The sequence below is a fragment of the Piscinibacter lacus genome, assembly GCF_016735685.1.
GTDB classification, from domain to species: Bacteria; Pseudomonadota; Gammaproteobacteria; order Burkholderiales; family Burkholderiaceae_C; genus Aquariibacter; species Aquariibacter lacus.
In genome coordinates, this window is sequence record NZ_JAERRA010000002.1 from 303107 (window position 1) to 325909 (window position 22803).

20 protein-coding genes are annotated in these 22803 nt (G+C 72.8%); 13 read left to right on the forward strand and 7 right to left on the reverse strand.

Going from position 1 to position 22803, the window contains the following annotated elements; all coding sequences use genetic code 11:
- The first annotated feature begins 41 nt into the window (after positions 1 to 41).
- From JI742_RS11690 to JI742_RS11710, 5 genes are all read left to right on the forward strand, one after another.
- The gene (locus JI742_RS11690) at positions 42 to 2213 is read left to right on the forward strand and encodes a TonB-dependent siderophore receptor (protein ID WP_201827072.1); all 2172 of its coding nucleotides are present in this window, start codon (positions 42 to 44) and stop codon (positions 2211 to 2213) included.
- Between the two features lie 17 nt (positions 2214 to 2230).
- Positions 2231 to 3088, forward strand: coding sequence for a DJ-1/PfpI family protein (locus tag JI742_RS11695; RefSeq protein WP_236677013.1), 858 nt, complete (start codon positions 2231 to 2233; stop codon positions 3086 to 3088).
- An 8-nt stretch (positions 3089 to 3096) separates the two neighbouring features.
- Entirely contained in the window at positions 3097 to 3405 is a 309-nt protein-coding gene (locus JI742_RS11700) for a hypothetical protein (protein ID WP_201827075.1), read from the forward strand.
- A 46-nt stretch (positions 3406 to 3451) separates the two neighbouring features.
- Positions 3452 to 5506 (forward strand): TonB-dependent receptor, encoded by a 2055-nt coding sequence (locus JI742_RS11705; protein WP_201827077.1) that lies wholly within the window; start codon positions 3452 to 3454, stop codon positions 5504 to 5506.
- Between the two features lie 515 nt (positions 5507 to 6021).
- On the forward strand, positions 6022 to 7233 hold the full coding sequence (locus JI742_RS11710; protein ID WP_201827079.1) for a PepSY-associated TM helix domain-containing protein: 1212 nt from the start codon (positions 6022 to 6024) through the stop codon (positions 7231 to 7233).
- On the opposite strand, the gene JI742_RS11715 is transcribed toward JI742_RS11710, so the two are convergent.
- Entirely contained in the window at positions 7217 to 9022 is a 1806-nt protein-coding gene (locus tag JI742_RS11715) for a hypothetical protein (RefSeq protein ID WP_201827081.1), read from the reverse strand. The genes JI742_RS11710 and JI742_RS11715 overlap by 17 nt on opposite strands.
- Positions 9023 to 9199: 177 nt before the next feature.
- Here JI742_RS11715 and JI742_RS11720 point away from each other — a divergent pair, with 177 nt between their 5' ends.
- The 3 genes from JI742_RS11720 to JI742_RS11730 are packed head-to-tail and all read left to right on the forward strand — an operon-like array spanning position 9200 to position 12828.
- A complete protein-coding gene (locus tag JI742_RS11720) occupies positions 9200 to 11251 on the forward strand; it encodes a peptidase U32 family protein (RefSeq protein WP_201827083.1) in 2052 nt (683 codons plus the stop codon).
- Between the two features lie 9 nt (positions 11252 to 11260).
- Positions 11261 to 12079, forward strand: coding sequence for a leucyl/phenylalanyl-tRNA--protein transferase (gene aat, locus JI742_RS11725; RefSeq protein WP_434057649.1), 819 nt, complete (start codon positions 11261 to 11263; stop codon positions 12077 to 12079).
- Positions 12076 to 12828 carry an arginyltransferase gene (locus tag JI742_RS11730; RefSeq protein WP_201827085.1) on the forward strand — a complete coding sequence of 251 codons (753 nt, stop codon included), beginning with the start codon at positions 12076 to 12078 and terminating at the stop codon, positions 12826 to 12828. The genes aat and JI742_RS11730 overlap by 4 nt, the downstream gene beginning before the upstream one ends.
- Before the next feature lie 34 nt (positions 12829 to 12862).
- On the opposite strand, the gene JI742_RS11735 is transcribed toward JI742_RS11730, so the two are convergent.
- Entirely contained in the window at positions 12863 to 13273 is a 411-nt protein-coding gene (locus tag JI742_RS11735; protein ID WP_201827087.1) for a surface-adhesin E family protein, read from the reverse strand.
- 147 nt (positions 13274 to 13420) lie between these two features.
- On the opposite strand from JI742_RS11735, the gene JI742_RS11740 reads away from it, so the two are divergent.
- The gene (locus JI742_RS11740; RefSeq protein ID WP_201827089.1) at positions 13421 to 14476 is read left to right on the forward strand and encodes an RNA methyltransferase; all 1056 of its coding nucleotides are present in this window, start codon (positions 13421 to 13423) and stop codon (positions 14474 to 14476) included.
- Here JI742_RS11740 and JI742_RS11745 read toward each other — a convergent pair.
- Positions 14430 to 15068 (reverse strand): CoA transferase subunit B, encoded by a 639-nt coding sequence (locus tag JI742_RS11745; RefSeq protein ID WP_201827091.1) that lies wholly within the window; start codon positions 15066 to 15068, stop codon positions 14430 to 14432. The two genes, JI742_RS11740 and JI742_RS11745, sit on opposite strands and share 47 nt — an antisense overlap.
- A gap of 29 nt (positions 15069 to 15097) precedes the next feature.
- Entirely contained in the window at positions 15098 to 15808 is a 711-nt protein-coding gene (locus JI742_RS11750) for a CoA transferase subunit A (protein ID WP_201827093.1), read from the reverse strand.
- Between the two features lie 136 nt (positions 15809 to 15944).
- Between JI742_RS11750 and JI742_RS11755 the strand changes: the two genes are divergently transcribed.
- Complete coding sequence (locus JI742_RS11755) at positions 15945 to 16562, forward strand: LuxR C-terminal-related transcriptional regulator (RefSeq protein WP_201827095.1); 618 nt, start codon at positions 15945 to 15947, stop codon at positions 16560 to 16562.
- Positions 16563 to 16602: 40 nt separating this feature from the next.
- On the opposite strand, the gene JI742_RS13940 is transcribed toward JI742_RS11755, so the two are convergent.
- Positions 16603 to 16920: a rhodanese-like domain-containing protein gene (locus JI742_RS13940; RefSeq protein ID WP_236677014.1), complete on the reverse strand. Its 318-nt coding sequence runs from the start codon at positions 16918 to 16920 to the stop codon at positions 16603 to 16605.
- Positions 16921 to 16932: 12 nt separating this feature from the next.
- A complete protein-coding gene (locus tag JI742_RS13945; RefSeq protein ID WP_236677015.1) occupies positions 16933 to 17226 on the reverse strand; it encodes a hypothetical protein in 294 nt (97 codons plus the stop codon).
- 268 nt (positions 17227 to 17494) lie between these two features.
- On the opposite strand from JI742_RS13945, the gene lplT reads away from it, so the two are divergent.
- Positions 17495 to 18820, forward strand: a complete 1326-nt coding sequence (gene lplT / locus JI742_RS11765; protein WP_201827097.1) for a lysophospholipid transporter LplT — start codon at positions 17495 to 17497, stop codon at positions 18818 to 18820.
- Between the two features lie 70 nt (positions 18821 to 18890).
- Entirely contained in the window at positions 18891 to 19937 is a 1047-nt protein-coding gene (locus tag JI742_RS11770; RefSeq protein WP_201827099.1) for a glycosyltransferase family 4 protein, read from the forward strand.
- Here JI742_RS11770 and JI742_RS11775 read toward each other — a convergent pair.
- Positions 19934 to 20716 (reverse strand): SDR family oxidoreductase, encoded by a 783-nt coding sequence (locus JI742_RS11775; protein WP_201827101.1) that lies wholly within the window; start codon positions 20714 to 20716, stop codon positions 19934 to 19936. The two genes, JI742_RS11770 and JI742_RS11775, sit on opposite strands and share 4 nt — an antisense overlap.
- Positions 20717 to 20879: 163 nt before the next feature.
- Between JI742_RS11775 and JI742_RS11780 the strand changes: the two genes are divergently transcribed.
- A complete protein-coding gene (locus tag JI742_RS11780; protein WP_201827103.1) occupies positions 20880 to 22568 on the forward strand; it encodes an electron transfer flavoprotein-ubiquinone oxidoreductase in 1689 nt (562 codons plus the stop codon).
- The last annotated feature ends 235 nt before the right edge of the window (positions 22569 to 22803 follow it).

A 22803-nucleotide genomic window follows, 5' to 3' on the forward strand; every position in this document is an offset into this window, starting at 1 on the left:
GCCACAACGCGCGGACACCCTTCACCAGAAGAGACAGGACCATGAAGAAGACCAAGACCCGCACCAGCCCGCCGAACGCCCGTCGGATGTGGCCGCTGCTCGCGCTGCTGTGCGGTGCCGTCCAGGCCCAGGACGGCTCGCCAGCCGGCGGCAGCCTGCCCCCGGTACGCATCAGCGGCGAGCGCGAAGCCTATGCGGCCGAAGAGAGCAGCGGGCCGACCGGCCAGGCCACACGTATCGAGGAGATCGCACAGTCGGTCAGCGTCGTGCCGCGACGTCTGGCCGAAGACCAGGGCGCGCGCAGCCTGTCCGAGGCGCTGGTCAACGTCAGCAACCTGCGCGGTTTTGACAGCCGGGATGCCAACAAAAACGGCGCTTTCCGCGTACGCGGCTTCGATGCCGCCGTCGTGCTGGACGGCATGGCGGTGCCCGGCTACTTCGCCACGCCGAACATGCTGCTGGGCATCGAGCGTATCGACGTGGTCAAGGGCCCGTCCGGCACCTTGCAAGGTGGCGCGCAGGCGGTGGGCCCAGCCGGCTTCCTGGGCGGCGTGGTGATGCTCGACAGTGGTGTGCCAGGCAGCGAGCCGCGCGGCCGTGTGCAGCTCGGCCTGGGCTCACGCGGTGAGACCGAAGCCGGGCTGGAGATCGATCGCCCGCTCGGTGCCGACTGGCGTCTGCGCATGGTGGCTGGCCAGCGCGAGGAAGGCCTGGAGACCGACGGCCTGGACCTGCGCCACCGCCTGATCGCCCCCACCCTGCACTGGCAGCCTGATGCCCGCCGTCGGCTGACGCTGCGCCTGCGCTACAGCGAATCGAAGGGCCAAGACCATGCCGGACTGCCGGCGCGCGGCACCGTGATCGGCGCGCCCTACCGCGTCGACCGCGACACCAGCTTGGCTGCCGACGGCCTGCCCGACACCACGTCCGACTTCTTCCTGGCCGGCCTGCAGTGGCAGCAGGAGCTGAGCGAAGCCCTGCAGTTCACGCTGCGCATCAACCGCAGCCAGGCCACGCTGGATCAGCGCGGCAGCTTCCTCTTCCCCTTCGGCTTCAACCCTGATCCGGCGACCGACCCGCTGGCCGCCGCGCCCTTCGGCCTGCTGGCTGGCGCGCGGCTCTACAACCGCATCGAGGCCGATGCCATCAGCCCCTCGTTGCGCTTCAAGGTCGAGCACGGCGACTGGCGCCACGAACTGAGCGGCGGCCTGGACTGGAGCCATGTGCGCGACCGCGGCTTCGTGCGCTTCAGCGCAGGCGGTGGCCTGCTGGGCCTGATCGATGTCAGCAATCCGCAACCGCCGGCCTGGAACGAGGCCGACACCACCGGCACGCCCGATCAGCGCAACCGCTACATCACCCAGGCCCTGTGGCTGCAAGACCACCTGCGCATCGGCCAGCGGCTGAGCCTGCTGGGCAGTCTGCGGCACACCCGCTTCGACATCGTCGACCGCACGCAAAGTGCTTTTGGCAACGTCGAGAACCTGGCGGACCTGGGCAAGACCACCGGCCGCCTGGGCTTGACCTGGGCCTTCAGCCCGGCCTGGTCCGGCTTCGCCGGCTGGGGCACGGGCGTACGGGTGCCGGTCGGCGCGCAACTGGCCGACACCGGCAAGCCCGAGGAATCGCGTCAGGCCGAGGTCGGTCTGCGGCTGCGGGAAGGCGGGCTGCAAGCCAGCCTCAGCATCTTCGAACTGAGCGTGCGCAATGCCCTGGCCAGCGACCCGAACAACCCCTTCCAGTCGGTGCAGGTCGGCGAGCAGCGCAGCCGCGGGGTCGAGCTGGAGATGGGCTGGACGCCGCGCGCCGGCTGGCAGCTCGTCGGCAGCCTGGGCCTGCTCGATGCCGAGGTCACGCGCGACACCGCCAGCAGCGGCCGCGAAGGCAAGCCGATCTTCAACGTGCCGCGCCGCACCGCCCGGCTGTACACCAGTCACGAGCTGGGCGAGCTGGCCGGCGGCCAGACCCGGGTCGGCCTGGGCGTGAGCCACCAGGGCGAGCTGCCGGCCACCGCGCTCGATGCCTTCCGCACCGGCGCACTGACCCTGTGGGATGCGCAGATCGGCTGGCGCCGTGGCGACTGGCGCCTGCAGCTCGACCTGCGCAACCTCTTCGACCGCGAGGGCTACACCCCGTCCGAGTACTTTGGCGGCGGCCAGGTCCTGGCCGTGCCCGGCCGCAGTGCCCGCCTGAGCGCCAGCCTCAGCTTCTGAGCCTGAAGGAGAGCACCTTGACCGATCACCCCACCCTGCCGGCGCCGCGCATCGACCGCCGTGCAGCCCTGCGCCGCAGCGCAGCCCTGCTCGGCGGCCTGGCCTGCCTGCCGGCCGGCGCAGGCCCCGCTGGATCGACCGCGGCCGCTGAGCCAACGCCGCCGACCCATGACATGTCGGCCTTCCCGGCCCACTGGCATGGCAGCGAGCGCATCAGCCTGCTGGTCTACCCCGGCTTCACCGCGCTCGACCTGGTCGGCCCGCAATACATGCTGGCCGGACTGATGGGCGCGAAGCTTCAGCTTGTCGCCAAGACCCGCGAGCCGGTACGCAGCGACACCGGCCTGGTCGTCGTGCCCGATGTGAGCTTCGAGGACAGCTTCGAGCGCCCGGACATCCTCTTCGTGCCCGGCGGCGGCCAGGGTACGCTCGATGCGATGCGCGATGCGCGCACCGTGGCTTACGTGCGCGAGCGCGGCCGGGCCGCGGGACAGCAGGTCTCGGTCTGCACCGGCTCGCTGCTGCTCGGCATGGCCGGCCTGCTGAAGGGCCGGCGCGCGACCAGCCACTGGATCACCCACGGCGTGCTGGCCGATCTCGGCGCGCAGCCGGTGCACGAGCGGGTGGTAGCCGACGGCCCGCTGCTGACCGGGGCCGGGGTTTCGGCCGGGCTGGACCTGGGCCTGGCCCTGGTCGCCCAGCGCCGCGACCGCCTGTACGCCGAGTCCTTGCAATTGCTGGCCGAGTACGCGCCCGAGCCGCCCTTCCAGGCCGGTCGGCCCGACACCGCACCGCCTCAGGCGCGGGCGCTGATGGAAACCATGATGCGCGGCCTCGTCGCCGAGATGCGCAGCGAGGCCACCCGCGCGCAATGAAGCCCGGTATGGACTCCCGCCCGCAGGCCGCCTGCCATGCCGGCTGGGGCTGGCTGCTGCTGGCCGTGGCCAACCTGGGCGCGGCGCTCTTCATCGGCCTGACGGCCTGGAGCCTGGGCCAGGCCGCCGCGCCCATGGAGGCGGTGCCGGCCCGGCCGCATGGCGCAGCGCCTTCTGCCCGGCCGGCGCAGACCGACCCCGCCTCGACCCAAGCCCCAGCCGCCGTGCCGCGCGCCCCGGCGACGGGCGAAGCCTCGCCCGGCTGGGCGCAGCCGGCCGAGCTTTCGCCGCATCCCTCTGACGTGCCGGGCCGCTGAGCCCGGGCACCACCCCCTTCAAACCCAAGACATCACGAGACCCCCGATGAACTCCCTGCCCCATCCCAGCCCCCTGGCCGCCGCCCTGCTGCTGGCCTTCGCCAGCCTGCCGCTGCAGGCCCAAACCGTGGCCGCCGCGGCCGAGGCCGATGCCAGCTTCGACATCGGCCGCGTCAGCATCCACGCCAGCAGCCGCGGCCCGCTGGGCACGCGGCGCCTGCTGACCTCGGTCGATGTGCTCAATGAAGAGCGCCTGGCCGAGCGCAATGCCTTCTCCAATTTCGAGCTGTTCGACCAGTTGCCGGGCGTGATGCTGACCGGCTTCAACCAGGGCACGACGAATGGCAAGGTGTCCTTCCGCGGCTTCAATGGCGAGGGCGAGGTCAATGCCGTCAAGCTGCTGATCGACGGCATCCCGGCCAATAGCAACAACGGCAACACGCCCTACCTGGACCTGGTGTTCCCGCTGGAGCTTCAGGCCGTGGAGGTGGTGCGCGGCACCAACGACGCGCGCTACGGCCTGCACAACATCGCCGGCACGGTGAACCTGGTGCCGCGCCGCGGCGGCAACGAGACCCTGGCCCGCGCCGCCTACGGCAGCTTCGACAGCATGGACGTGCAGCTTGCCAAGGGCATCGAGACCGAGCGCTGGACGCAGAACTACTTCATCGGCCACAAGCGCACGGACGGCTGGCGCGACCATGCCAAGGCCGACAAGACGGCGCTGGGCGGCCAGTGGTTCGTCAAGGGCGGGCGCTGGACGGCCGGCCTGGTGCTGCGCGCCTACGAGGGCGAGGCCGAGGAGCCCGGCTACCTGACCGAGGCCCAGGTGCGCGCCGACCGCGACCAGAGCAATGCCTTCAATGCCACCGACGGCGGCGAGCGCCGCATGAGCCAAGCGGCGATCCATGTGGACGCGCAGGCCGGCGAGCAGCTCGACCTGGCCTTCCGGCTCTACCGCAATCGCTTCGAGGACCAGCGCTGGGTGCGCTTCTCGCAGGCCGGCGCGCAGCATGAGCGCCTGGCCGATGAGACCCATGTCGGCGCCCGCGCCACCGCCGTCTGGCGGCCGACCGTGCCGGGCCTGCAAGCCTTCGCGCTGGAAGGCGGGGTGGACACCGAGCGCCAGGACAACCTCAACCAGCGCTTCCGCACGGTGGACCGCGTGCGCCAGGCGCAGACGCGCGACCTGGACTACGACCTGAATGTGCACGGCGCCTTCGTGCAGGCCGTGGTGCAGCCCAGCGCCGCCTTCAAGCTGGTGCCGGCCCTGCGCTTCGACCGCCTCAGCGGCGAACTGCGCAACCCGCTGGCCGCGCTGCCGGCCGATGTGATCGGCGAGATCAACGACTACGGCACGATCCGCCAGCCCAAGATCAGCGCGGTGTGGACGCCCCGCGAAGCCACCACCTTCTATGCCAACTGGGGCCGCACCTGGCAGATCGGCACCGAGGCTGCCAGCTTCAAGACCGGCGCCCGGGTGCGCGACCTGGCCCCCTCGATCAACGACGGTGCCGAGCTGGGCCTGAAGTTCAAGCCCGGCTTCGACCTGGACGGCCGCATCGCCGTCTGGCAGCAGAAGGCCAGCAACGAGGTGCTGCGCCGCCTGGGCGACCCGAGCGGCGATTCCGACAACATCGGCGGCACCCGCCGCCGCGGCCTGGACCTGCAACTCGCCTGGCGCCCCGCCGGCCCGCTGCAAGCCTGGATGGCCGCCGCCTTCCAGCGCGCGCGCATCACCGAAGGCGCCGGCCCCGCCGACCCGACCCGCGGCAAGGAGCTGGACCATGTGCCGCGGCAGATCGTCTCCGCCGGCCTGGACTGGCTGCCTGGCGAGGGCTGGTCGCTCAAGGCCTGGGCCCAGCACCAGGGCGACTACGAGCTGACGCGGACGAATGACAAGGGCCGCTTCGGCGGCTTCACCCTGGTCAACGTCGGCCTCAGCAAGGCCCTGGGCGCGAACCTGAAGCTGGAGGCGCAGGTGCTGAACCTGCTGGACCGCGAGTACGCCTACGCCTACTTCGACACCACGGCCAACGCCCCGCTGCTCTCGCCAGGCGCGCCGCGCAGCGTCTGGCTGGCGATCAGCGCCCGCTACTGAGCCCCAGCCTGGAGACCCTGCGTGATGCGGCATGTCATCCTTGCCCTGGGGCGTTTCGCGCCTTGGCGGACGATGCACTTGGCGGGGTTTGGGCCGGGGTGGGGCGGCGCGGGGCCTTTGTGGAGCGGCGCGGGGCGGGGGTGGAGCGGCACGGGGCCGCGCAGGCGCGCAAGGGCTCCGTGTCCCCCGGGCCGCTGCGCGGCCCTCCTCCTTGACCTGCGCCCTTGCGCGCCTGCACGGCCCCGCGATGCCACCCTCGGCGTTCCGGCTCGCGCCCTGGGCCGCAAGGCCACCGTCGGGCTTCGGGCCCACGTCCTGGGCCGCAAGGGCACCGTCGGGCTGCCGGCCCACGCCCTGGGCCGCAAGGCCACCCGTGGGGCTTCAGGCCCGCACCCTGGGCCGCGCGCAGGAGGCTGGGCAGGCCTGCTGCGAAGGTCAAGGAGGAGGCCGCAAAGCGGCCGGGGGACACGCAGCAGCAGGCCTGCCCAGCCTCCGACCCCAAGCAGAGGCAAGCCGTGCCAAGCGCCCCCCATCCTGCGCCCGGCACGCCGCGCAACCGCACCCTGCACCCGGCCCGCCGGGCCGGCCCCGGCATGAGCCGCGCCCGCCGCTTCTGGCTGCGGCTGCACCGCTGGCTGGGCTTGGGCCTGGGCCTGTGGTTCGTGCTGGTCGGCCTGACGGGCAGCCTGCTGGCCTTCTACCCGGAGGTCGATGCCCTGCTCGATGCCCGCCTGGCGCGGCGCGAGGGCGCGCCCGCCATGACCCTGGAACAGGCCTATGCCGCCCTGCAGGCCGCCCACCCGCAGCGCGGGCCGGGCTGGCGGCTGGAGATCCCGCAATCGCCTGGCGAGCCGCTGACCGCGCGCTACCTGCGGCCGGTGGAGACACAGGGCCAGGCCTTCGCCCCCCTGCTGGCCACGGTGGACCCGGCCACCCGGCAGGTGGTGCTGAACCGCTTCTGGGGCCAGCACCTCACCACCTGGGTCTACGACCTGCACTACAGCCTGCTGCTGGGCAAGCATGGCGTGACGGCGGTGGGCCTCGGCGGCGGGCTGATGCTGGTCTCCCTGCTCAGCGGCCTGTGGCTGTGGTGGCCGCGCGGCGGCGGCTGGCGGGCAGCGTGGCGGCTCAAGCTGCGCGGCGCGGCGCCGGTGCGCCGCGACCACGACCTGCACAAGCTCGGCGGCTGGCTGGCCCTGCCCCTGCTGGGCGTGCTGGCCTTCAGCGGCCTGCTGCTCGCCCTGCCGCACTGGACGCAGCCGGTGATCGCCGTGTTCAGCCCCCTGACCCCGCTGCCGTCCGTCCCGCAAGGCCTCCCCGAGCCACGTCGCCTGAGCGTGGACCAGGCCGTGGCCGCCGCCGAAGCCGCCTGGGCCGGCGCCCGCGCCCGCTGGGTCGACACCCCGGCCGAGGCCGGCCAGCCCTGGCGCGTGCGCCTGCGCCAGCCGGGCGAGCCGGGCCGGCGCTTCCCGTCCACCCTGGTCTGGATCGATGACGCCAGCGGCGAAGTCGTCGCCGCCCGCGACCCGCGCAGCTTCACCGCCGGCGACGTCTTCTGGCAATGGATGCACCCCCTGCACATGGGCGAAGCCTTCGGCCTGCCCGGCCGCGCCCTGGTCGCCGCCGCCGGCCTGCTGCCCCTGCTGCTGGCCTGGACGGGCTGGCGGCGCTGGCGGGACAAGCGGCGGGCGCGAGGGGTGGCGGCGGCGCTCAACGCCCGCCACTGAGCTCGCGCAGGCCCAGGCGCTGGCCGCCGAGGATCAGCTCGCGCCAGCGCGGGGCCTGGAGCTGGACCTCCCCGGCCTGAACCCGGTCCAGCCAGTCGGCGGGCAGCGGCCCTCGGTCGCCGCCGCGCCGCTCCAGCCGGCCCCGGGGACGCCAGGCGCCGTCCTCCGGGTCGAAGCCCCAGGCAACGGCCGGCAGAAGCCGCCCGCCCTGGAAGAGCAGCCACTCCTCCTGGCCGTCGCCGTCCAGGTCGAGGCGCAGGGCCGGGCGGACCGTCGGCTCGCGCAGCCAGCGGCCGCCGCCGTCGTGGTCTCCGGCGACCACCGCCTCGGCGAGGGCCTCCAGCCACTCGGCCTCGGGCTCGGCACCCGCGGGCAGGGGCTGCAGGCGGGCCCGGATCTCGGCCGGGCTGGGTCGGGCGGGGGGCAGGTCCGGCCGGGCGGCGTGGCGCTCGGGCGAGGCCTGGGCAGCCAGGTTGCGGATGGCCTCCGCCTCGGGATGATCCTGCAGGCCGGCCAGGCGGCTGCGGGCGGCCTGGCCGGCCGGGCCCAGGCGGTCCAGATGCCGCCAGTCGAAGGCCTGGGGGCTGACCCGGCCGTCAAGCAGCCGGCCGACCTGGTGGTCGGCGATGCGCCGGGGCAGGTCGACTGCGGCGGTGGGCAGCAGCAGGACGGTCACGGTACCCAGTTGGGCCACCCGGGCCAGGGCCGGCCCCAGATGGGGCAGGCCGGGGCCTCGCGCGGCCGCCAGGGCGGCGGCCAGCGCCGCCAGACCGGCCAACCCGATCGCCAGGGCCACCAGCACGCGGTCGACGCTCCATCCATGCTGGGCCACGCGCAGGCCCAGGGACCCGCCGGCCAGCGCCACCAGCAGGGGCAGGGTCAGCAAGGCCAGGCGCAGCAGGCGGGCCGGGGGAGGCGGCAGCAGGCCGGGTTGGCGGCCGTCGAGCCAGGCGGCCTGGACCAGCAGCAGCAGGCCGCCGCCCAGGCCGAGCAGCAGCAGGCTGGGGTGGCCCAGGGCCAGGAAGCGGTCCTGGCCCTGCCAGGCGATGAGCCCCAGGCTGCCCAAGACCAGCAGGGCGGCAAAGGGCAGCAGGCGCGACAGCGCGCGGACCAGGGCGGGCGGACGGTCCCAGGCCGCCGAGGGCGGTGGCTCGGCCGCCAGGCTGAGGGCCAGGGCCGCGCCGGCCAGCGCCGCCAGCAGCTCAGGCAGGCGGCGCGACAGGAGATCCGGCCAGCGCACGCCCAGGGCGGCGGCCAGGCTCAGCCAGATCCCCGCCAGGCCGAGGAGCAGCGCGGCCATGCCCAGGCCGCGCAGCAGGGCGCCGAGGACCTCGAGCAGCGCCAGGAAGCCGGATGCCGGATCGCGCGGACCGTCCGGCAGCCGCCGGCGCAGCCCGGTGGCGGCCCACAAGCCGCCGGCGGTCAGGCCCAGGACCAGCAGAACCATGCCCGGCCACATGAAATGGGGACCCAGGGGTTGCATGGCAAGCACGGCCGCCAGCAGCGGCAACAGGGTCAGGCCCGCGCCGAGCAGGCGGCGGCGCAGGGGCCGGCGGCGGTCCTGCAGCATCAGGAGCCAGGGTCCCAGCAGCAGCCCCGTCAGCACCGCCCGGGCCACGCTACCGGGCAGCTCCGCCCGCGTCGCCAGCACCAGGCCCAGACCCTGGACGGCGCCGAGCAGTCCCCAGGCCCGGGCCTCGGCGCCGGCAGGCAGCAGGCGACGGCGCAGCGTGCCGCCGGCACGAGGCAGCCAGCGGGATGAAGTTTCGGGCGCAGGGGATGGGTCCACGATCGGCCGCTCGGTGGAAGACGGAGGCGCCCAGCACAGCCCAAGGCTGCGACGCCCCAGGCGACGGAGTCCGCAGGGTAGGCGCGCAGGGCCGCGCGGCACCCGGGATTTGCTCCGCATGGGCGGGAAGGTCACTCCTAAACTCCAGCATCGCGCCGCCGCTGCACCGCCCCCGCCATGCCCCTCCGCCCCGACCTCGAACTGCTCGCCCCGGCGCGCGATGCCGACATCGGCATCGAGGCCGTGAACCATGGGGCCGATGCGGTCTACATCGGCGGGCCGGCCTTCGGAGCGCGGGACAAGGCGGGCAATGCGATGGCCGACATCGCGCGGCTGTGCGCGCATGCGCAGCGCTACGGCAGCCGGATCTTCCTGACGATCAACACCATCTTGCGCGACGACGAGCTGGAGGCCGCGCGGCGCATGGTCTGGCAGGCCTGGGATGCGGGGGTGGATGCGCTGATCGTGCAGGACATGGGCCTGCTGGAGCTGGACCTGCCGCCCATCCAGTTGCATGCCAGCACGCAGTGCGACATCCGCACCCCGGAGAAGGCGCGCTTCCTGCAGGACGCCGGCTTCTCGCAACTGGTGCTGGCACGCGAGCTGACGCTGCCGCAGATCGCCGCCTGCGCCCAGGCGCTGGACCATGCGGCGGTGGAGTTCTTCGTGCACGGCGCGCTCTGCGTGGCCTACAGCGGCCAGTGCTTCATCAGCCATGCCCACACCGGGCGCAGCGCCAACCGCGGCAATTGCTCGCAGGAATGCCGCCTGCCCTACACGGTGACGGATGCGGCCGGCGGCATCGTCGCGCACGACAAGCATGTGCTTTCGCTCAAGGACAACGACCAGTCGGCCAACCTGGCGGCGCTGGTGGATGCCGGCGTGCGCAGCTTCAAGATCGAGGGCCGCTACAAGGACCTGGGCTATGTGAAGAACCTGACGGCGCACTACCGGCAGCTCATCGATGCACTGCTGGAAGAACGCGGCGGCGCGCTCAAGCGCGCGTCCTCCGGCCGCTGCCGCTTCAGCTTCACGCCCGACCCGCAGCGCAACTTCAACCGGGGTTCGACGGACTACTTCGCCACCGGCCGCAAGATCGACATCGGCGCCTTCGACACGCCCAAGCATGCCGGCCTGCCGCTGGGCGAGGTGCTGGCCGTGGGCGCCGAGGCCTTCGACGTGGCCCTGGACCCTGACGCGGCCCTGAGCAATGGCGACGGCCTGAGCTATTTCGATTTGCAGACCGAGCTGGTCGGCCTGCCGGTGAACCGCGCCGAGCGCCTGACGGCCGAGGCCGCGCCGGCCGACGGCAAGCGCCGCGCGGCGGCCCTGGGCGAGCCGGGCGCGAACCGCTGGCGGGTCTGGCCGCCGCAGCCCTGCGCCGACTTCAAGGACCTGCGCGCCGGCACCGCCCTGCACCGCAACCGCGACCGCGCCTGGGACCGGCTGCTGGACAAGCCCTCGGCCGAGCGCCGCATCGCCCTGGACCTGGCCCTGGGCTGGGATGCCGCCGGCCTGAGCCTGGCCCTGCGGGACGAGGACGGCCACGAAGCCCGCGTGCGTCTGGACGGCGCCCTGCCGCGCGCCGAGCAAGCGGCCCAGGCCGAGGCCACGCTGCGCCAGCAGCTCGGCAAGCTGGGCGGCACGATCTTCAGCCTGCGGCACCTGAGCCTGCCGCGCGGCGGCACCCTGCCCTTTGTGCCGGCCAGCGCGCTCAACGGCCTGCGGCGCGAGGGCGTGGTGGCGCTGGAAGCCGCCCGCGCCGCCGCCTTCCGCCGGCTGGAACGGGCCGCGCCGGTCGAGCCGCCCGCGCCCTACCCCGGCGAGCACCTGAGCTATCTGGCCAATGTGCACAACCACAAGGCGCGCGACTTCTACGCCCGCCACGGCGTGCAGATCATCGAGGCGGCCTACGAAAGCCACACCGAGCCGGGCGAGGTCAGCCTGATGATCACCAAGCACTGCGTGCGCTTCTCGCTGAGCCTGTGCCCCAAGCAGGCCAAGGGCGTGACCGGCGTGCAGGGCCAGGTGAAGGCCGAGCCGCTGCAGATCCGCCACGGCGACGAGCTGATGACCCTGCGCTTCGACTGCAAGCCCTGCGAGATGCATGTGGTGGGCCGCATGAAGCCGCAGGTGATGGCGGCGCAGCAGCGCGAGATCCAGGCCAGCGAGGCGGCCGGCACGCCGATCCGCTTCTACCGCCAGCGGCCGCAGCCGGCCTCGGCCTGATCGGCGGCCGTGATCCCCTGGCTCGACGACTCGCCGCTGGGCGAGCTGGCCTTCCCCCCGACCGAGCTGGCCCTGGGCCCTGACAGCCCGGCGCCCGGCCTGCTGTGCGCGGGCGGCCGGCTGAGCCCGACGCGGCTGGAGGCGGCCTACCGCCGCGGCATCTTCCCCTGGTTCAGCCCCGGCCAGCCGCCGCTGTGGTGGAGCCCCGACCCGCGCATGGTGCTGCGGGTGGAGGACTTCCGGCTCTCGCATTCCCTGCGCAAGACGATCCGCCGCTTCCTGGCCGATCCGCGCTGCGAACTGCGTTTCGACCATGACTTCGGCGCCGTCATCACCGCCTGCGCCGGCATGCCGCGCGCCGGCCAGCAGGGCACCTGGATCGTGCCCAGCCTGCGCCGCGCCTACCTGGACTGGCACCGCCAGGGCCGCGTGCACAGCGTCGAGACCTGGATCGACGGCGAGCTGGCCGGCGGCCTCTACTGCGTCGGCCTGGGGCGCATGGTGTTTGGCGAATCGATGTTCGCGCGGCGCAGCGATGCCTCGAAGATCGCGCTGGCCGCGCTGGTGGCCTTCTGCCGCGCAACGGGCCGGCCGCTGATCGACTGCCAGCAGAACACCCGGCACCTGGCCTCGCTGGGCGCGCGGGAATGGACGCGGGCGGCCTTCGAATCGCATCTGCGCGAGCTGGTGGGGCCGGCGCCGGACAAGGCCCCGGCCCGCGGGGCCGCCGAGGCCTGGGCCTATGATCCGGCGCACTGGGCGAGCCTGGGCCTTGCGGCCCCGGACGCCGCGTCGAGCCCCCCCGCCGCACCGCCAAGCCTGCCGTGACCTATCCGAAAGAGCTGCCCCTCGCGTCGCTCCAGTTCTACGCGACGGCGCCCTATCCGTGCAGCTACCTGCCGGGTCGGCAGGCGCGCTCGCAGGTGGCCACGCCCAGCCACCTGATCCATGCGGATGCCTATTCGGGCCTGGTGGCCAATGGCTTCCGGCGCAGCGGCATGTTCACTTACCGGCCCTATTGCGATGGCTGCCAGGCCTGCCTGCCGCTGCGCATTCCGGTGGCGGATTTCCAGCCCGCGCGCAGCCAGCGCCGCGCCTGGAAGCAGCATGCCGGGCTGGAGGCGCGGGTGCTGCGCCTGTGCTTCGTGCCCGAGCACTACCAGCTCTACTTGCGCTACCAGGCCGGCCGCCATGCCGGCGGCGGCATGGACCATGACTCGGTCGACCAGTACACCCAGTTCCTCTTGCAGAGCCGGGTGAACTCGCGCCTGGTCGAGTTCCGAGAAGCGGCCGCGGCCGATGGCACGCCGGGCGCGCTGAAGATGGTCTCCATCCTCGACGTGCTGAGCGATGGCCTGTCGGCCGTCTACACCTTCTACGCGCCCGAGCCCGAGGCCAGCTACGGCACCTACAACGTGCTGTGGCAGATCGCGCAGACGCGCAAGCTCGGACTGCCCTACCTCTACTTGGGCTACTGGATCGGGCAGAGCCCGAAGATGGCCTACAAGGCGCGCTTCCGCCCGCACGAGCTGCTGCGCGAGGGCCAGTGGCAGCGCGGCGACGAGGGCCCGGCCTGAGCGGTCGCGCCCCGGGCCGGGCTGCCCGCCGGCCTCACTTCGCGGCTGCGGGCGGCTTGCACAGCTCCTGGGCCAAGGCGTCTTTGACGGTGCCGCTGGCGACCGCCTCCCAGGCCGGCTCGTCCAGCTTGTAGCTGGCGACCAACTCGCCCGCGGCCATGGCGCCGGCATGGAAGCGGGTCTCGACTTCGCGCACCTTGGGGCCTTCGCACTGGAACTGGAACTGGGTGCGGACCGAGTTGAAGCTCTTGCCTTCGTAGGTTCGCGGCTTCTTGGAATCGACCAGGGTCCAGATCGACACCGCATCCTTGGCCTTCTCCAACGCGTCGAAGTCGGCATAGAAAGTGACTTGCTCGTTGCCGCCAAGCTCGGTCCAGGCGGCCTGGGCGGGCAGGATGGAGGCGATCAGGGCCAGGGCGGCGAGGGCGGGCCGGAGGAAGGTCATGCTGGTTCCTTGAACGGCCGGGCCGCAGGAGGGTGGTGTGAGGGCCAGGATGATCGCCGATCGCCCCGCGGCCGGTCAGCCTGGGGCTGTCACCCGCTTGTGCTGAACGGGGCAACGACAATGCGGCGCCCACACGCCCCCCCGCCCATGCCGATTGCCACCCTGGAGCAGCAACTGCACACGCTTGGCGCAGCCCCCGTGCATGCCGCCCGCGTGCTGCGGCTGTGGAGCCGCGGCCAGCGCCTGGATGCCGGCGGCCGGCGGGCGCGCTTTCCCGAGCGTCTGGCGGCCGCGCTGCCGGCGCTGCAAGCCCAACTCGACGGGCTGCTGCGGCGCGTGTCGGCCCACCCGGCCGGCGACGGCAGCGAGCGCTGGCTGATGGCCCTGGCCGACGGCCAGACGGTGGAGACGGTGCGCCTGCCCGACGAGGGCCTGTGCGTGTCCAGCCAGGTCGGCTGCGCGGTGGGCTGCGGCTTCTGCATGACCGGGCGCGAGGGCCTCAAACGCCAGCTCGACAGCCTGGAGATCGTCGCCCAGGTGGCCGCCGCCCGCGCGGCCGGGCCAGTGCGCAAGCTGGTCTTCATGGGCATGGGCGAGCCGGCCCACAACCTGGAGGCGGTGCTGGAGGCGCTGCACCTGCTGGGCACCCACGGCGGCCTGGGCCACAAGCAGATGACCTTCTCCACGGTGGGCGACCTGCGGGCTTTCGAGGCCCTGGGCCGCTCGGCGGTGAAGCCGACCCTGGCCGTCTCCCTGCACAGCACCGACCCGGCGCGCCGCGCCGCGCTGCTGCCGCGCGCGCCGCGGCTCAGCCCGCAGGAGCTGGTCGAGGCCGCCGAGGCCTACAGCCAGGCCAGCGCCCATCCCTGGATGGCGCAGTGGACGCTGCTGGAGGGTGTGAACGATGGCGAGGACGAGGTGGAGGGCCTCATCACCCTGCTGCGCGGCAAGCGGGTGATGCTCAACCTCATCCCCTGGAACACCGTGCCCGAGCTGGCCTTCCGCCGCCCGGCCCGCGCCCGGGCCGAGGCCCTGGCGGCGGCCCTGGGCCGGCACGGCATCCTGGTCAAGCTGCGCGATTCGGCCGGGCAGGATGTGGACGCGGGCTGCGGCCAGCTCCGCGCCCGCCAGGCTCAGGGCCTGAACCCGGTCCGCTTCAGCGGATCGGCACGCCCGTTGCCGCCTGCAGCTCCTCGCGGCTGACGCCTTCGGCCAGCTCGACGAGCTTCAGGCCCTCGGGGGTCACGTCGAGCACGGCGAGGTCGGTGATGATGCGGTCGACCACGCCCACGCCGGTCAGCGGCAGGGTGCACTGGGGCAGCAGCTTCAGGTCGGTCGTGCCGTCGCGCTTCTTGGCGACATGCTCCATCAGCACGATGACACGGCCGACGCCGGCCACCAGGTCCATGGCGCCGCCCATGCCCTTGACCATCTTGCCGGGGATCATCCAGTTGGCCAGGTCGCCGTGTTCGCTGACCTGCATGGCGCCCAGGATGCTGAGGTTGATCTTGCCGCCGCGGATCATCGCGAAGCTGTCGTGGCTGCCGAAGATGGCCGAGCCGGGCAGCGTGGTCACGGTCTGCTTGCCGGCGTTGATCAGGTCGGCGTCGACCTCGTCCTCGGTCGGGAAGGGGCCGATGCCGAGCATGCCGTTCTCGCTTTGCAGCCAGACCTCGATGTCCGATCGGACATGGTTGGCCACCAGGGTGGGCAGGCCGATGCCGAGGTTCACATAGAAGCCGTCCTGCAGCTCCTGGGCCGCGCGGGCGGCCATCTGGTCGTGGGTCCAGGCCATGAGGGGTTCTCCTGTTCGCGGGGTGGGGCTCAGAGGGCCGTCGGGCGTTCGGTGACGGTGCGCTTCTCGATGCGCTTCTCCGGATGCGGGTTGTGCACGATGCGGTGCACATAGATGCCGGGCAGGTGGATCTCGTCCGGCCCGAGCTCGCCGACCTCGACCAGGTGCTCGACCTCGACCACGCAGACCTTGCCGGCCATGGCCGCTGCCGGGTTGAAGTTGCGCGCCGTCAGGCGGAAACGCAGGTTGCCGGACTTGTCGGCCATGTGGGCCTTGACCAGGGCCAGCTCGGGGCGCAGCGCGCGCTCCATCAAGTAGAGCTCGCCGTCGAACTCGCGCGTCTCCTTGCCCTCGGCCACCAGGGTGCCGACGCCCGTCTTGGTGAAGAAGGCGGGGATGCCGGCGCCGCCGGCGCGCAGCTTCTCGGCCAGGGTGCCCTGGGGGGTGAACTCCAGTTCCAGCTCGCCGGCCAGGTACTGGCGCTCGAACTCCTTGTTCTCGCCCACATAGCTGGAGATCATCTTCTTGATCTGCCGCGTCTCCAGCAGCTTGCCCAGGCCGAAGCCGTCGACGCCGGCATTGTTGGAGATGACCGTCAGGTCCTTGACGCCGCTGGCTTGCAGGGCATCGATCAGGGCCTCGGGAATGCCGCAGAGGCCGAAGCCGCCGACGGCGAGCAACTGGCCGTCGCGGACGAGACCGTCCAGCGCCGCGGCGGCATGGGGATAGAGCTTGTTCATGCGGGCCTCTTCGGGTGGGAGGGGCGTGCGGAAGGGAGGAAGGCGGGGCGCGGCATCGCGCCGGCCTTGTCAGTTTGATGCGTAGCGGCCTACGTAAGATCGCCTAAGGCAAACCCCAGGGTGCCGCCCGCCGACCATGCCGCATTCCCCCGCCCCCCCGCTGCCCCCGGGCGCCTGCGCCACCGATTACCGCACCGCCTTCGCGCTGGCGCCGGTGGGCCTGGTGATCTCGCGCGAGCGGCGCATGGTCGACTGCAACCAGGCCTTCTGCCGCATCTTCCGCACCCACCGCGAGCTGCTGATCGGCCAGAGCTTCGCCCTGCTCTACCCCAGCCACGAGGAGTTCGAGCGCACCGGCGCGCGCATCGTCGCGCGGCTCGATGCCGAGGGCCATTACGCCGACGACCGCGTGATGAAGCGCAGCCCCAGCGACCCGCGCGGCGAGCTGTTCTGGTGCCATGTGGCCGGCCAGGCCCTGAACCCGGCCGCGCCGCACGAGGCCGGGCTGTGGAGCTTCGAGGACCTTTCGGACAAGCGCGCCGTCGCGCCGCTGGCCGCCGACGGCCGCGGCGCGCTGACCGCGCGCGAGCGCGAGGTGGCGGCCCTGCTGATCGAGGGCCAGCGCAGCAAGCAGATCGGCCGCCAGCTCGGCCTGAGCCCGCGCACGGTGGATGTCTACCGCGGCCGGCTGCTGCGCAAGCTCAGCGCGGCCAGCACGACGGAACTGGTGCAGAAGCTGCTGGCCGCCGGCTGAGCCGCGGGTGGCCGGGCCGAAGGCCCCGGCCGGTGGCGCCTCAGCGCGCGAAGTACATCTTGGACTTGTCGAGCTTGTAGGACCAGGGCAGGCCGGCGTTCTTCCAGCCATTCACCTCGCGCCGGCCGGCCGGGGACATGTAGCCCTCGAAGCCATCCACCACGGTGTAGACCCGGCTCCAGCCGTCGGCCATCAGGCGGTCGGCGCTGCGGCTGGAGCGGTCGCCCGAGCGGCAGATCAGCACGACGGTCGCATCCTTGGGCAGGCCCTTGGCTTCGCGACGGCGGTTCAACTCGGGGACGAAATCCTGCAGCGGCTCCAGCTTGTAGTGGCCGCGCTTGTCGTCCCAGTCGCTCATCAGCTCCTGGTGCTAGACGAAGGGCACCAGCGCGTCGATGCCCTGGGCCATGCCCACGTACATGGGCTCGACGCGGGTGCGGACGTCGATGAACAGCACCTTGTCCGGCCCGCCGGCGGCGGCGATGAAGGCCGGCACCTCGCGGGCTTCCAGGTAGAGCTGCGACTGGGTACGCTGCGGCGCGGGCACCTTGTCGGGCTCGATCGCCCAGGCCGGGGGGGCCAGGCTCAGGCTGACCATGCAGGCGGGCAGGCTGCGCCGGGCGGCGCGGTGCATGGAAGGGGTCGAGGGGAAGGGGGTAAGCACGATCAGGCTCCTTTGATCATTAGTTGCTTATATTGTAAATAACAGATCCAAATGCGAGTGATGGAGCTCGTTGCGGCGCGGCATGGATCGGCGGAACCGTGACCGATCCCCGACCAGCAGCACCCAGCCCACGGACAGGGCCCCATGAACTGCGCAACCGAGAAGCCCGGGGCCAGCGATGCACCCGCCATTCGGGACTTGAAGGCGGACGGCGGGGGCATGCGCGCCTTCATGCGGCTGACACGCCGCTCGGGTCTGATCGTTGTCCGTGCCCGACCTTCCCCCTGCACCGGACCTCCCGGCGGCCCGCGCGCTGCCGCGCGGCTTTCGCCGCCTGGTGCTCGCCCAGGCCTTGTCCGCCCTGGCCGACCATGCGCTGCTGATCCTCGCGATCGCGCGGATGGTGGAACTGGCCGCGCCGGCCTGGGCGCCGCCGCTGCTGAAGCTGGGCTTCACCGCGGCCTATGTGCTGCTGGCGCCGCTGGTCGGCGTGCTGGCCGATGCCCTGCCCAAGGCCCGCCTGATGGCCGGCAGCAATGCGCTCAAGGCGCTCGGCGCGGCCCTGCTGCTGGCCGGCGACAGCGCCTGGGGGCCGCTGCTGGCCTATGCCCTGGCCGGCCTGGGCGCGGCCCTGTATTCGCCGGCCAAGTACGGCCTGGTCGCCGAAAGCGTGGCGCCGGCCGGCCTGGTGCGGGCCAATGGCTGGCTGGAGGCCAGCACGGTCTGCGCGGCCCTGCTCGGCGCCGGCCTGGGCGGGCTGCTGATCGCCTCCCAGGGCACCGCCCTGGCCCTGGCCGCGCCGCTGCGGGCCCTGGGCGGCCTTCTCGCCGGCCTGCTGCCGGGCCTGGACGGGCCGGAGGGCCCGGCGAGCCAACTCGGGCCGGCCCTGGGCCTGGTGCTGTGGCTCTACCTGGGCGCCGGACTGGCCAACCTGGGCCTGCCGCGGCCGGTGCAGGCCGTGCACCGGCCGCGCCGCCGGCGCGCGGCCCAGTTGCTGCGCGGCTTCGGCTGCGATGCCCGGCGGCTCTGGCGCGATGCCGAAGGTCGCCTGGCCCTGGGGGTGACCGTGCTCACCTGGGGCGTGGGCGGCGCGCTGCAATTCCTGGTGCTGCGCTGGGGCCAGGAGGCCCTGGGCCTGGGCCTGGATGCGGCCGCCGGCCTGCAGGGCATGGTGGCGCTGGGCGTGGTGGCCGGCGCGGTGCTGGCCGGGCGCTTCGTGCCGCTGGCGCGCAGCGCCGCCACCCTGCCCCTGGGCCTGCTGCTGGGCCTGCTGCTGCCGATGGTGAGCTGGGTCGAGCACTTGCTGCCCGGCCTGGCCTTGCTGGCCCTGGTGGGCGCGTTGGCCGGTGCCCTGGTCGTGCCGATGAATGCCCTGCTGCAAGCCCGCGGCCAGCGCCTGCTGAGCGCCGGTCGCACGGTGGCCGTGCAGAACTTTGGCGAGAACCTGGGCATGTTGCTGATGCTGGCCGCCTACAGCGCCGCCAGCGCGGCGGGCGCCTCGATCGCAGCCGTGGCCACCGGCCTGGGCGCGCTGGTGCTGGCCGGTCTGCTCGGCTTGCGCCAGCGCTCGCGGCCCCTGGCCTTGCGGCCCTGATCGCGGCAACCGCAAGGCGCTGCCGCAGCCCCCTTCCCTTCTTCCCTCCCCGCCCGAGCGCACCCTCCCGATGAAGATCCTGATCGTCACCGAAGCCTGGGACCCCCAGGTCAATGGCGTGGTCCGCACGCTCAAGATGACCCGCCGCGAGCTTCAGGCCCTGGGCCATGAGGTCGCGCTGCTGACGCCGGCGGCCTTCCGCTCCATGCCCTGCCCGACCTATCCGGAGATCCGCCTCAGCCTGGCCGGCCGCCGCGCGGTGGCGCAGGCGATTGACGCCGAGGCGCCCGACTGCCTGCACATCGCCACCGAAGGCCCGCTGGGTTGGGCCGCGCGGGCGGTGGCGGTCGAGCGTGGCTGGCCTTTCACCACGGCCTACCACAGCCGCTTTCCGGAGTACGTGCACGCCCGCTGCCGCATGCCCCTGCCCTGGATGTATGCGCTGCTGCGCCGCTTCCACAATGCCGGCCGCGCGACCCTGGTGCCGACGCCGGCCATCGTTCGCGACCTGCAAGCGCGCGGCTTCAAGCAGGCCCGGCTGTGGAGCCGCGGCGTGGACCTGATCACCTTCAGCGACGACGGCCCGCGGCTGGAACGCCAGGCCTCGCCGGTCTTCCTCTACGTCGGCCGCCTGGCGGTCGAGAAGAATGTCGAAGCCTTCCTGAAGCTGGACCTGCCGGGCGAGAAATGGGTGGCCGGCGACGGCCCGGCGCGGGCGCGGCTGGAGGCCGCCCATCCCGAGGCGCGCTGGTTCGGCGTGCTTGACGGCGCCTCGCTCGCCACGCTCTACCGCAGCGCGGATGTGATGGTCTTCCCCAGCCGCACCGACACCTTCGGCCTGGTGCTGCTGGAGTCGATGGCCTGCGGCACGCCGGTCGCGGCCTATCCGGTTCCCGGCCCGCTGGACGTGATCGCCGACGGCCCGGGCGGCGTGATGCACGAGGACCTGCGCAGCGCCTGCTTGCAGGCCTTGGACCGGCCCCGCCGCGGGGCCCGCGCCCATGCCGAGCGCCACAGTTGGGCGGCGGCCAGCGCGCAGTTCCTGCAGGCCCTGGTGCCCATTCCCGCCGAGCTTCGGCGCGCGCCGGCCGCCGGCGCGGCAGCGGGCACGGCCTAGACGCCGAAGCCGTCGTCGGCCTGGATGATGGCGCCGTTGAGGTAGTGGCTCTCGCGGGCGCAGAGCATGACGATCAGGCTGTCCAGGTCCTGCGGCTGGCCCAGGCGCTTGCGCGGCAGCACATCGAGCAGCTCGCGGCCGGGCTCGGTCGACCAGTAGTGGCGGTTCAGGTCGGTGTCGATGTAGCCGGGGCAGATCGCATTGACATTGATGCCCTTGGGGCCCCACTCCAGCGCCATCGCGCGGGTCATGTGGATGACGGCCGCCTTGCTCATGGCATAGACGCCGAGGCGGCTGATCACGCGCAGGCCGGCCATCGAGGCGACGTTGACGATGCGCCCCCCGGCGAAGGTGCCGGGCGCCAGGCCCTGGGCCCGCGCCAGCATGCGCTTGGCCACCGCCTGGGCCACGAAGAAGGCGCCGCGGGTGTTGACGGCGAAGAGCGCGTCGAAGTCCTCGGGCTGCACGTCCAGCAGCTTCTGCGAGCGGCTGAGGCCGGCGTTGTTGACCAGGATGTCGATCGGGCCGACCTCGGTCTCGGCATGGGCCACGGCGGAAGCGATGCTGTCCGGGTCGCCGACATCGAGGGCGACCACATGCGCATCGCCGCCAGCGCCCTCGATCTCCGAGCGCAGGGTCTTGAGCGTCTCGATCTGCCGGCCGGCCAGCACCACGGCCGCGCCGGACCGGGCCAGCGTGCGGGCGAACTGCGCGCCGAGATCGCCGGCCGCGCCGGTGATCAGGGCCACGCGGCCGGACAGGTCAAGGGTGTAGCTCATGGGGACAGGCTCGGGCTCGGGACAGGGTGAAACGAGCCTAGCACGCGCCCCCTGCCGCAGCGGCCCGAGGTCGGCACGGGCGCGCGACGCGGCGAAAATCGAACGATCGTTCGCTTTTGTGCGGGGGCCTGCCTAGAATCCCGCGCAGCTTCGGAGCCCCGCCATGCAAACCCCCGCCCCCCTGCTCGCCAGCCACGGCCCGCGCGACACCCTCGACGTCGACGTCCTCATCATCGGCGCCGGCCCGGCCGGCCTGGCCACGGCCATCCGCCTCAAGCAGCTCGCCGCCGCCGCGGGGGCCGAGCTCTCCGTCTGCGTGCTGGAAAAGGGCTCCGAGCCCGGCGCCCACACCCTCTCGGGCGCGATCATGGACTTGCGCGCGCTCAACGAGCTCTTGCCCGACGCCGAGGCCGAGGGCGCGCCGCTGGGCCTGCCCGTCGCCTCGGATGAGTTCCTCTTCCTCTCCGAATCCGGCGCGCGCGCCACGCCTGAGGCCCTGCTGCCCGAGTGCTTCCAGAACCACGGCCACCGCATCCTCTCGCTCGGCGCCCTGGTGCGCTGGCTGGGCCAGCAGGCCGAAGCTCTGGGGGTGGATGTGTTCCCGGGCTTTGCCGCCTCGGAACTGCTCTTCGATGCTTCTGGCGCCGTCGTCGGTGCCGCCACCGGCCACCAGGGCCTGGGCAAGGATGGATCGCCCACCGCCGGCTTTGCCCTGGGCATGGAACTGCGCGCGAAGTACACGGTGCTGGCCGAGGGCTCGCGCGGGCACCTGGGCAAGCAGACGATCGCGCACTTCGGCCTGGATGCCGGCCGCGATCCGCAGAGCTACGGCCTGGGCATCAAGGAGGTCTGGGAGGTGCCTGCCGCGCAGCACCGCCCCGGCCTGGTGGTGCACACCGCCGGCTGGCCGCTCGATGGTCAGACTTATGGCGGCAGCTTCCTGTACCACGGCGAGGGCAACACGATCGCCCTGGGCTTCGTGGTGGGCCTGGACTACGCCAACCCCTGGCTGAGCCCCTTCGAGGAGTTCCAGCGCTGGAAGACGCATCCGGCCATCCGCAGCCATCTGCAGGGCGGCAAGCGCATTGCCTACGGGGCGCGGGCGATCACGGCCGGCGGCATCCTCTCGCTGCCCAAGCTGTGCTTCCCGGGCGGGGTGCTGGTGGGTTGCGAGGCGGGCACGCTCAATGCCAGCCGGATCAAGGGCAGCCATGCGGCGATCAAGACGGGGATGCTGGCGGCCGAGTCGGCCTTTGCGGCGCTCCAGGCCGGGCGCCAGCACGATGAGCTGGCCGACTATCCGGCGGCCTTCGAAGCCTCCTGGCTGCACACGGAACTGCGCCGGGCCAAGAACTTCAAGCAGTGGTTCAAGCAGGGCCGCACGGTGGGCACGCTGATGACGGGCCTCGAGCAGTGGCTGCTGCCCAAGCTGGGCGTGCAGGAGCCGCCGTGGACGATCCACCGCAAGCAGCCCGACCATGCCGCGCTCAAGCCGGCCGCCGACTGCCCGCGCATCGACTACCCCAAGCCCGACGGGGTGCTGAGCTTCGACCGGCTCTCCAGCGTCTTCCTGAGCAACACCAACCATGCGGAAGATCAGCCGGCGCATCTGACGCTCAAGGACGCGGGGGTGCCCACCCGGATCAACCTGCCGATCTACAGCGGCCCGGAGGCTCGCTACTGCCCCGCGGGCGTCTACGAGTACGTGCCCACGGACGCTGGCGCCCAGCGCTTGCAGATCAACGCCCAGAACTGCGTGCACTGCAAGACCTGCGACATCAAGGACCCCACCCAGAACATCGTGTGGGTGACGCCCGAGGGCGGCGGCGGGCCGAATTACGCGGGGATGTAGGCGCGCGCCTGCGCGCACGCACCAGCCCCCCGCACGCACTAACCACCCGCCCACCCTCCCACCCTCCCCGCCCCCGCGCCCTCCCGCGGGGGCCCGAGGGCGCGAAGTCAAGGAGGAGCCGCAGGCGGGGGACATGAGCGCCCTCGGGCCCCCGCGGGAGGGCGACGCACCAACCGGCGCAGGTAGAGAGCCCCGCAGGACGGCGACGCGCCAACCGGCGCAGGTAGACAGCCCC

Coding starts and splice junctions, on each gene's coding strand:
- JI742_RS13940 (WP_236677014.1), bottom strand. CDS start 16,920: ATGAGCGACTGGGACGACAAGCGCGGCCACTACAAGCTGGAGCCGCTG.
- JI742_RS11745 (WP_201827091.1), bottom strand. CDS start 15,068: ATGGCCTGGACCCACGACCAGATGGCCGCCCGCGCGGCCCAGGAGCTG.
- JI742_RS11700 (WP_201827075.1), top strand. CDS start 3,097: ATGGACTCCCGCCCGCAGGCCGCCTGCCATGCCGGCTGGGGCTGGCTG.
- JI742_RS11755 (WP_201827095.1), top strand. CDS start 15,945: ATGCCGCATTCCCCCGCCCCCCCGCTGCCCCCGGGCGCCTGCGCCACC.
- JI742_RS11705 (WP_201827077.1), top strand. CDS start 3,452: ATGAACTCCCTGCCCCATCCCAGCCCCCTGGCCGCCGCCCTGCTGCTG.
- JI742_RS11740 (WP_201827089.1), top strand. CDS start 13,421: ATGCCGATTGCCACCCTGGAGCAGCAACTGCACACGCTTGGCGCAGCC.
- JI742_RS11690 (WP_201827072.1), top strand. CDS start 42: ATGAAGAAGACCAAGACCCGCACCAGCCCGCCGAACGCCCGTCGGATG.
- JI742_RS11750 (WP_201827093.1), bottom strand. CDS start 15,808: ATGAACAAGCTCTATCCCCATGCCGCCGCGGCGCTGGACGGTCTCGTC.
- JI742_RS11720 (WP_201827083.1), top strand. CDS start 9,200: ATGCCCCTCCGCCCCGACCTCGAACTGCTCGCCCCGGCGCGCGATGCC.
- JI742_RS11770 (WP_201827099.1), top strand. CDS start 18,891: ATGAAGATCCTGATCGTCACCGAAGCCTGGGACCCCCAGGTCAATGGC.
- JI742_RS11735 (WP_201827087.1), bottom strand. CDS start 13,273: ATGACCTTCCTCCGGCCCGCCCTCGCCGCCCTGGCCCTGATCGCCTCC.
- JI742_RS11775 (WP_201827101.1), bottom strand. CDS start 20,716: ATGAGCTACACCCTTGACCTGTCCGGCCGCGTGGCCCTGATCACCGGC.
- JI742_RS11780 (WP_201827103.1), top strand. CDS start 20,880: ATGCAAACCCCCGCCCCCCTGCTCGCCAGCCACGGCCCGCGCGACACC.